The following is an 8,388-nucleotide window of genomic DNA, read 5'->3' on the forward strand; positions in this document are numbered from 1 at the left end:
ACCCACGACCTCGGCGAGGCCTCGCACTTCGCCGATGAAGTGGTGCTCCTGCCCGCCCCCCGCCCGCCCCCGCACCGCCCCCTCCCCGCCCCCCCGCTAGAACGCCCTTCTTTCCGGTCTGGAGTGCAGATTGCGAGCCATGTCGCGGCTGGTCATGAAATTCGGCGGCACCTCCGTGGCCGACCTGGAACGCATCCGGCGCGTCGCAGGGCTGGTCGCTGCCGAAACTGCAGCGGGCCACAGGGTCGCGGTCGTCGTCTCTGCCATGAGCGGCAAGACCAACGAGCTGGTGGCCTGGACAGACGCTGCGGGACCCGCCGCCGATGGCCTGCCGGCCTCCGATGACGAATATGACGTCGTGGTGGCGTCGGGCGAACAGGTGACCGCCGGCCTCCTGGCCATGACCCTGCGCAACATGGGGCTGTCCGCCCGCTCCTGGATGGGCTGGCAGGTCCCCATCATCGCCGACGACGCCCACGGGCGCTCGCGCATCGACGATGTTCCACCGGAAGCACTGACGGCCTCAATGGACGCTGGGGTGATCGCGGTCATTGCCGGCTTCCAGGGGGTGACGGCCTCAGGCCGGATCGCGACCCTGGGCCGAGGCGGATCCGACACCAGCGCCGTGGCGATCGCCGCCGCGGTGCGGGCCGTGCGCTGCGACATCTACACGGACGTCGATGGGGTCTACACCACCGACCCCCGCATCGAGTCCCGGGCCCGGAAGCTGGCGCGCATTTCCTACGAGGAGATGCTCGAGATGGCCTCCCTGGGCGCCAAGGTCCTGCAGACGCGGTCGGTGGAGCTGGCCATGGCCCAAAAGGTGCCACTGCGGGTCCTGTCGAGTTTTGTCGAGCCCGGCGATGCCCCGGGCCAGGGCACCATTGTGTGCGACGAGGAAGAGATCATGGAAAAGCGGATCGTCAGCGGAGTCGCCTACAGCCGGGACGAGGCCAAGATCAGCCTGTTCGGCCTGCCCGATCATCCGGGCGTCTCTTCGGTCATCTTCGGGGCCCTGGCCGACGCCAACGTCAATGTCGACATGATTGTGCAGAGCCACGCCCGGATCGCCGATACGGCCAACATGGAGTTCACCGTCGGCAAGCGGGACGCCGGACGGGCAGTGGACCTGGTCCGCCGCCTCAAGGATCAGGTCGGTTTCGAGGATGTCCAGGTCAACGAGGACGTCGCCAAGGTGTCGGTGATCGGCGTTGGCATGCGCAGCCATGCGGGCGTGGCCAAGACCATGTTCGGCGCCCTGGCTGAGAAGGGGGTCAATATCCAGGTCATCTCGACCTCGGAAATCAAGATCTCCGTCCTGATCGACGCCGCCTACACCGAACTCGCGGTTCGGGCCCTTCACGCCGCCTACGGCCTGGACCAGCTCTGACCCGGTCCTACCGGCTCCTTGCCGCGGGAGGGAAGGTCATCGGATAGTCTGGGGACCAATGGTTGGCCGTCCCGCTGGTCACATACCAACACAGGAAAAGCGCGCAGATCAGGGCACCCGGCAGGTAGCTGTTCGTCCGGCGCCAGGTGAAGACCGAGATTACGCCGACGATCGCCAACAGGGGAATGAACTGCAGGCCGACAATAACGTTGAGGGGCGCGGTTGGGGTCAGAAGCAGGCCTGTCGAGAACAGGGTTCCGTACTCCAGCGCCGCCAGGACCAGGAAGCCGCCGCCCAGGACGCTCGCCGCCGTCAGGTAGGTCGAGCGCCGTCCGGCACCATCGACCGCCAGCAGGGCGCACAGGCCGCGGACCAGGATCACCGAATGGAGGATCCAGAACGGCAGGTAGGTCAGGAAGACGCCCCATCGCGGCGCTTCCAGGGGACGGAAGCCGAGCACCCAGAACCGGAAATCCACGTGCAGCAAGCGGTCCACGGCCAGCAGGGCTAGGGCGCCGGCCCCGACTGCGGCCAGGGCCGCCACTGACGAGCGCGGAATGTCCAGGCTGAAGTCCGGGTGACCCCGCCGGAGGAACGGCACCGCCAGGAGGGACAGGAGGGTGTTCAGCAGGGCCCAGGCGAGAAGCTGGTTCTGAATCCACTGCGGAAAGTGGGCGGAGGGAAGCCAGAGCTCGCCCAGCTTCATGAATGGCAGGTAGGTCAGGGCGGGCAGGACGGCGGTGAGGGCCAGGGCGATCCAGCCCCCGGAGCCCCGGACTGCGACGACGGGTTCAGGATTGCGCCTCAGGTCACCGATCCAGGGTAGGGCCAGAATGGCCTCGAAGACTCCCAGCAAGACCAGGATAAAACCGACGAAGCCAACGAGGGTGCCGATCTCCTTCCAGAACCAGATCTGGTGTCCGGCCGGCAGGGGATGGCCCTCGCCCTCCAGCCGCGCCTGCATCCAGTCGACGACGGGTGCCACGCCGCCAGAGGAGAAATGTTCCCAGGGATGGGTGACGTGGGGAAGGTCAAGGCGGCGGGCCGTCCCCAGGGCGGGATCGCCGTAGACCCGGCCGGGCTCAACCGCCGAAGCGACGCCAAAGACCTGCTTCAGCTTGGCCGAGTCCGGCAGTCCAGTTCCCTTGGGCGAGCGCCACATGAGGCCGGCGAACTCATCTAGCCCTCCGAAGACCACGTTCAGGTTGCGCGGGAAATCCGGGCGGACCTCGTCCGGAGGCCCGAAGAGCCCCGGGGCGGAGCCCACCAGGGCCATGGCGCGGTAGCCATCGGGTTGGGCGTGAGCCGCCGCGAGGATCGGGCCGCCGCCCATGCTGTGGCCGGCCAGGCCGATCTGCTGCGGATCGACGAAGGACTGGCTACGCAGGAAGGCCAGGGCCGAAGGGCCTCCGAAGCCCGCCGCGCCCACATTGCCGCCGGAGCTGCCGTGTCCGGTCATGTCCATCGCCAGGACAACGAAACCCCGCCGCGAAAGCTCGATGGCGAAGGGGCTCTGCATCTCCCGGGTGTTGATGTAGCCGTGGCTGAGGAGGACCGCCGGGGCGCGCCGCCCGCCCTCCAGCCCGGCGGGCCGGTAGAGCAGGCCCGACATCTCGGCACCCTCGGCCGTGCGCCAGTGGGCTTCACCGATCTGAACGCCGCCGGAGGTCTGCACCCGCGAGGCCAGGAGTGATCCTGCAACAATGAGAACAAGGCCGATCAGGGCCAGCCGGTAGCGCATGGGCTTCCCCCCGAGAGGATCCCGGCGGACAGGTGCCGCCGTGGGTCGCTTTATATCACGAGGTGACGGCCCCCTAACAATGCGCTTACCGTGCGCCGCGCATCCAAGGAGATTTGAGTCATGTCCAACGCCCTGGGTCTTTCCCTGCTTCACCTGATCATGGGCGGCTACCTAATTGGCCAGCCGCCCATCGACGCCGTCCGGCTCCTGCCGCCGCCGCCGCCGCCCGGGTCAAGCCAGGAGGCGTTCGACCGTGCGACCGCCGCCGCCGCCGGTGCCGGGGTCGACGGCCCGGCCTGGAAGGCGGCCATCCGCGAGGCGAACATCCCCAACGCCGACTTCATGCAGACCCTGTCCTGCGCCGTCGGCGTCCAAGTCTCGGCAGACAAGACCCCGGCGGTCCAGAAGTTGTTCTCTTCGGCTGTGAGCGACTTCGTCGGGCCCATGGAGCAGGCCAAGTCAAACTGGAAGCGGCCGCGTCCCTTCACGGTGGACGGCGGACCGGCATGTGATCCCCGGGTGGCTGCCGGGCAGGGCGACAAGCTTGGCTATGCCTACCCCAGCGGGCACGCTGGTCTGGGCTGGCTCCTCGCCCTCGTCCTCTCCGAGGCCGCCCCGGCCCGCGCTGACGCCATTCGCGCCTGGGGCTCCGATGTCGGCCAGCACAGGGTGGACTGCCGCGTCCACTGGGCAAGCGACGTGGCGGCCGGGCGCATGCTGGGCCTGGCGGTCTACGCACGGGTGTCGGCGACCCCCGCCTACCAGTCCGACCTCAAGGCCGCAGCGGCGGAAATTGCCAAGGCGGCGCCCATTTCCTGCCCGCCGGGCTGACCAGCGCCTTCCTGGCAGGCATCAGGCTTGCTGGACGCCCGCCGCACGGGCATTTGTTTTCCGTTCTGTCACCCCTTCCTGCTAAAAGGCCGGCGGGGAAGAGGGTTTCCTCCCGCCGCGAGGGGCCATTGCCAACGCCGACCTCCAGTTTCGCCGTCAGGGGCCAGAGGAGCCTGCTCCGGCAGATCCGCGAGGCCCTCGCCTCGGGCGGACCTGTCCAGGCGCGCCTGGACATGGTGGTTCGCGTCATCGCCCAGTCGATGGTGGCGGAGGTCTGCTCGCTCTACATGCGCCAGGGCGACGGCCATATGGAACTATTCGCCACCCAGGGCCTGTCCCCGGACGCCGTTCACCTGACGCGGATGAAGCCAGGGGAAGGCCTGGTAGGCGACATCATGCGCCTGGGGCGGCCGCTCAACCTTTCAGACGCACCCAATCACCCCGCCTTCTCCTACCGGCCGGAGACAGGAGAGGACCCCTTCCACGCCTTCATGGGCGTGCCCCTGCTGCGCGGTGGCCGGGCCATCGGCGTGCTGGTGGTCCAGAACCGGACCGAGCGGGTCTATTCCGAGGATGAGGTCGAAGACCTGCAGATCATCGCCATGGTCCTGGCCGAGATGGTGGCCGGGGGCGAGATTGCTGCCGAGGGGACCCTCAAGAATATCGACCTGGTGCCCAAGAAGCCCGAGCGGCTGAAGGGCGCGCGCTTCGCAGAGGGCCTCGCCCTTGGGGTCGTGGTCCTGCACGAGCCGCCGATGGCGCCGTCGGACCTGCTCGCCGAGGACGTCGGCGCTGAAGAGGAGCGACTGAAGGCGGCCGTCACGGCCCTCCAGGCCCAGATCGACGGTATGCTCGAGGGCCAGCACGGCCTGGTGGAGGCCTCCTACGAGGTGCTCGAGACCTATCGGATGTTTGCACACGACCGGGGGTGGAGGCGCTCCCTCGAGGACGCCGTGCGCAATGGCCTCACCGCAGAGGCTGCGGTGGAGCGGGTCCGCTCTGAGCACCGCGCCCGGCTGGGACAGGCCCGGGACCCCTACCTGCGCGAGCGGCTCCATGACTTCGAAGACCTGGCGGATCGGCTGTTACGACACCTGGCAGGCGACGCCGCCCTGGTTCGCGACCTGCCCGAGAACGCTATCCTCATCGCCCGGAACCTCGGGCCCGCTGACCTCCTGGAGTACGACCGCACCCGGCTGAAGGGCCTTCTCCTCGAGGAGGGATCCACCGCCAGCCACGCTTCCATCGTCGCCCGAGCCCTGGACATTCCCTGCGTCGGGCGCCTTGTGGGCCTGCGGGACAAGGTCTCGGAAGGCGACATCGTCATCGTCGACGCCGAAATGGCCGAGGCCTACCTGCGGCCGCGTCCGGACGTTGTGAAGGCCCTCAAGGCCCGGCTCGACGTCCGGTTGCAGAGGCGCGCCGAGTTCGCCCGCCTGCGGGACCGGCCCGCCATTACCCAGGACGGGGCCAAGATTCAGCTGCTGATGAACGCTGGCCTGGACGTCGACCTGGACATGCTGGGCGACGCCGGCGCCGACGGGATCGGGCTCTTCCGCACCGAGTTCCAGTTCATGGTCGCCGAGGAGATGCCGCGACTGACGGCCCAGACGGCCCTCTACAGCCGGGTCATGGACGCGGCCGGGGACCTGCCCGTGACCTTCCGAACCCTGGACCTCGGGGGGGACAAGGTCCTGCCCTACATGGAGGCCGAGCGGGAGGACAATCCAGCCCTGGGCTGGCGCGCAGTGCGCATGGGTCTGGACCGCCCCGCCCTCCTGCGCCTCCAGCTCCGGGCGCTGATCGCAGCCTCCCAGGGCCGACCGCTGAAGATCATGTTCCCCCTTGTCGCCAGCGTCGATGAATTCCGCGCCGCCCGGGCCCTCGTCGACCAGGAGGTGGCCTGGGCGCACAGACGCGGCAGGCCGGAGCCCGCACGGCTGGATGTCGGCGCCATGATCGAGGCCCCCTCGGTGATCTGGCACCTGGACGCCCTCCTGCCCCTGACGGACTTCGTCAGCGTCGGCACGAATGACCTGATGCAGTATCTTTTCGCTGCGGATCGCGGGAATCCCCGGGTCTCCGAACGGTACGACTTCCTCTCGCCGCCAGCCCTGCGCGCCCTGGAGATGATCCAGAAGGCCTGCGCTGAAACCGGGACGCCGGTCTCCGTCTGCGGGGAGATGGCGGGACGTCCCCTTGAGGCCTTCGCCCTGGTGGCCCTGGGCTTCGAGGCCCTCTCCATGCCCCCGGCCGGGATCGGACCGGTTAAGCAGATGGTCCTCTCCTGCGACCGCGCAGCGGCCCGCCGGGGGGTCCAGAGCCTGATCCGCAGCACTGCGGGATCGATCCGGAACGAGGTCGAGACCCTGGCCCGTAAGCTCTACCTGGCCATCTGAGCCCCGCGGGCAGCAATTGGCCTCGCAACATCGGCGTGTTATCGCCAGACCGCTTTCGCGGGGGTCGGCTCGGCCATGACTGAAGAGGTGGAGATGCCGGCCGGGGCGGCCTTACCGGCCCCCGACCTGCAGGGCGGAGAGCACGTTGGCGCGGCCCTGCGCACCCTCCGGGAAGCCAGGGGGCTGAGCATAGCGGACATCACAGCCCGGACCCGCATCCGGCCCGCTCACGTTGAGGCCATCGAATCCCTTAGCCTGGAAGACCTGCCCAGCCGCCCCTTCACGATCGGGTACCTGCGGGCCTATGCCCAGGCCCTGGGCCTGCCCGGAGACGCCGCGATTGCCCGCTTCAAGGCTGACGATCCGGACCGGAACGACGGCCTGCGACCCCCCGTCGGCGTCCGGCGCATGGCCGACCCGCGCCTGCGGCTCATGCTCTTCGCCGGCCTTCTCATTCTGTCGGCGATTTTCGCCTGGAACCTGATCCGCAGGGGCAGCCTGCACGAAGTTTCGCAGGGGTCCGCGACCCCCGTTTCAGAAGCCCCAGCGCTGCGGACGCCCACCGGGCCCATGACCCTGGGCGCGCCCTTGCCCGCGCCCGTCGAATCCAATGCCCCACCCGCCTACCTCACGCCCGGCCTGGAGTCTGTACTGTCGGCAGCCCTCCCGGAAACCCTGACCTCCCGTGAAGACCCGACCCTGCTCGACATGGGCGAGACCTTCGTTCCCAGGGGCGAGATTTACGGCGCACCGGCGGGATCAGGTCGCATCGTGGTGCAGGCGCGGCGCCCAACCACCCTGATCGTCTGGGGCCCGGACGGCGCCGCCTGGTTCGCCCGTAAGGTTGCCGCCGGAGACGCCTATCGCGCACCCTCCGGCGCCGCCGTTGTCTTCGAGACGGTCGAAGCCGGAGTGATGGCGGCGTTCGTCGAGGGGCAGGCCCGGGGCGTCCTGCCCTCGGGCCGGACACCCGCCTCCGCCCTGGCCACCGCCCCGCCGGTGCCGGCCCGGTCAGCCCCAGCCCCCAAACCTTGATCTCCATTCCCACGGTCAGGCCTTGGGATTTCCCCTGCCGCCCACTATTCTCGAGCCATGTCTGATCATTCTGCCCTGCGCCCCTGGCGCACCATCGTCCGCCGCAAGAGTCGCAAGATCCGGGTCGGGACCCTTGAGGTCGGCGGAGATGCACCCATCAGCGTCCAGTCGATGACCAACACCCTGACGGCGGACGCCGCTGCGACCATCGACCAGGTCCGCCAGATGGAAGACGCCGGGGTCGACATCGTGCGCGTCTCCTGCCCGGACGAAGCCTCGACCGCCGCCCTGCCACAGATCGTGAAGGCGGCGAAGGTCCCCATCGTCGCGGATATCCACTTCCACTACCGCCGCGCGATCGAGGCGGCGAAGGGCGGCGCCGCCTGCCTGCGGATCAATCCGGGAAACATCGGCAGCCCGGACCGCGTGCGCGAGGTCATCCAGGCGGCCCGGGACTACGGCTGCTCGATCCGCATTGGCGTGAACGCCGGAAGCCTGGAGAGCCACCTGCTGGAGAAGTACGGCGAGCCCTGCCCAGACGCCATGGTCGAGAGCGCCCTTGATCACGCCCGGATCCTGCAGGACCACGACTTCCACGAGTTCAAGATCAGCGTGAAGGCCTCGGACCTGTTCATGACCGTGGCCGCCTACCAGATGCTGGCCGAGGCCATCGACTGCCCGCTCCATATCGGCGTCACCGAGGCGGGGGGACAGCGCGTCGGGACAGTCAAGTCGTCCATCGGCATGGGCGCCCTGCTCTGGGCCGGCATCGGCGACACCCTGCGGGTCTCCCTGGCGGCGGACCCCGTCGAGGAGGTCAAGGTCGGCTTCGACCTGCTGAAGTCCCTGGGCCTTCGCCACCGGGGCGTGAACATCATCGCCTGCCCCTCCTGCGCCCGACAAGGGTTCGACGTCATCCGCACCGTGGAGACCCTTGAGGCCCGGCTGGCCCACATCGCCACGCCCATGAGCCTGTCCATCATCGGCTGCGT

Annotated in this window: 6 protein-coding genes; 5 read left to right on the forward strand and 1 reads right to left on the reverse strand. The window is 68.9% G+C overall.

Annotation, left to right across the window (positions count from 1 at the left end):
• Nucleotides 1-139 precede the first annotated feature (139 nt).
• Nucleotides 140-1,390 carry an aspartate kinase gene (locus tag WCJ52_RS09520; RefSeq protein WP_336903069.1) on the forward strand — a complete coding sequence of 417 codons (1,251 nt, stop codon included), beginning with the start codon at nt 140-142 and terminating at the stop codon, nt 1,388-1,390.
• Nucleotides 1,391-1,397: 7 nt separating this feature from the next.
• Here the strand turns inward: WCJ52_RS09520 and WCJ52_RS09525 are convergent, their stop codons facing one another.
• Nucleotides 1,398-3,131, reverse strand: a complete 1,734-nt coding sequence (locus WCJ52_RS09525; RefSeq protein ID WP_336903070.1) for an alpha/beta fold hydrolase — start codon at nt 3,129-3,131, stop codon at nt 1,398-1,400.
• Between the two features lie 120 nt (nt 3,132-3,251).
• Between WCJ52_RS09525 and WCJ52_RS09530 the strand changes: the two genes are divergently transcribed.
• The 4 genes from WCJ52_RS09530 to ispG form a co-directional block, all read left to right on the forward strand.
• Complete coding sequence (locus WCJ52_RS09530; RefSeq protein ID WP_336903071.1) at nt 3,252-3,962, forward strand: phosphatase PAP2 family protein; 711 nt, start codon at nt 3,252-3,254, stop codon at nt 3,960-3,962.
• Between the two features lie 128 nt (nt 3,963-4,090).
• Nucleotides 4,091-6,361, forward strand: a complete 2,271-nt coding sequence (gene ptsP / locus WCJ52_RS09535; RefSeq protein ID WP_336903072.1) for a phosphoenolpyruvate--protein phosphotransferase — start codon at nt 4,091-4,093, stop codon at nt 6,359-6,361.
• 75 nt (nt 6,362-6,436) lie between these two features.
• Nucleotides 6,437-7,396 carry a helix-turn-helix domain-containing protein gene (locus tag WCJ52_RS09540; RefSeq protein ID WP_336903073.1) on the forward strand — a complete coding sequence of 320 codons (960 nt, stop codon included), beginning with the start codon at nt 6,437-6,439 and terminating at the stop codon, nt 7,394-7,396.
• Between the two features lie 57 nt (nt 7,397-7,453).
• Nucleotides 7,454-8,388: flavodoxin-dependent (E)-4-hydroxy-3-methylbut-2-enyl-diphosphate synthase (gene ispG, locus WCJ52_RS09545; protein WP_336903074.1), on the forward strand; the 935-nt coding region annotated here is incomplete at its 3' end.

Source organism: Phenylobacterium sp. (assembly GCF_037138395.1).
Lineage (GTDB): Bacteria > Pseudomonadota > Alphaproteobacteria > Caulobacterales > Caulobacteraceae > Phenylobacterium.

Excerpts from the sequence above, each read along its gene's own strand:
- WCJ52_RS09520 (WP_336903069.1), top strand. The coding sequence starts at position 140 with ATGTCGCGGCTGGTCATGAAATTCGGCGGCACCTCCGTGGCCGACCTG.
- WCJ52_RS09525 (WP_336903070.1), bottom strand. The coding sequence starts at position 3,131 with ATGCGCTACCGGCTGGCCCTGATCGGCCTTGTTCTCATTGTTGCAGGA.
- WCJ52_RS09530 (WP_336903071.1), top strand. The coding sequence starts at position 3,252 with ATGTCCAACGCCCTGGGTCTTTCCCTGCTTCACCTGATCATGGGCGGC.
- WCJ52_RS09540 (WP_336903073.1), top strand. The coding sequence starts at position 6,437 with ATGACTGAAGAGGTGGAGATGCCGGCCGGGGCGGCCTTACCGGCCCCC.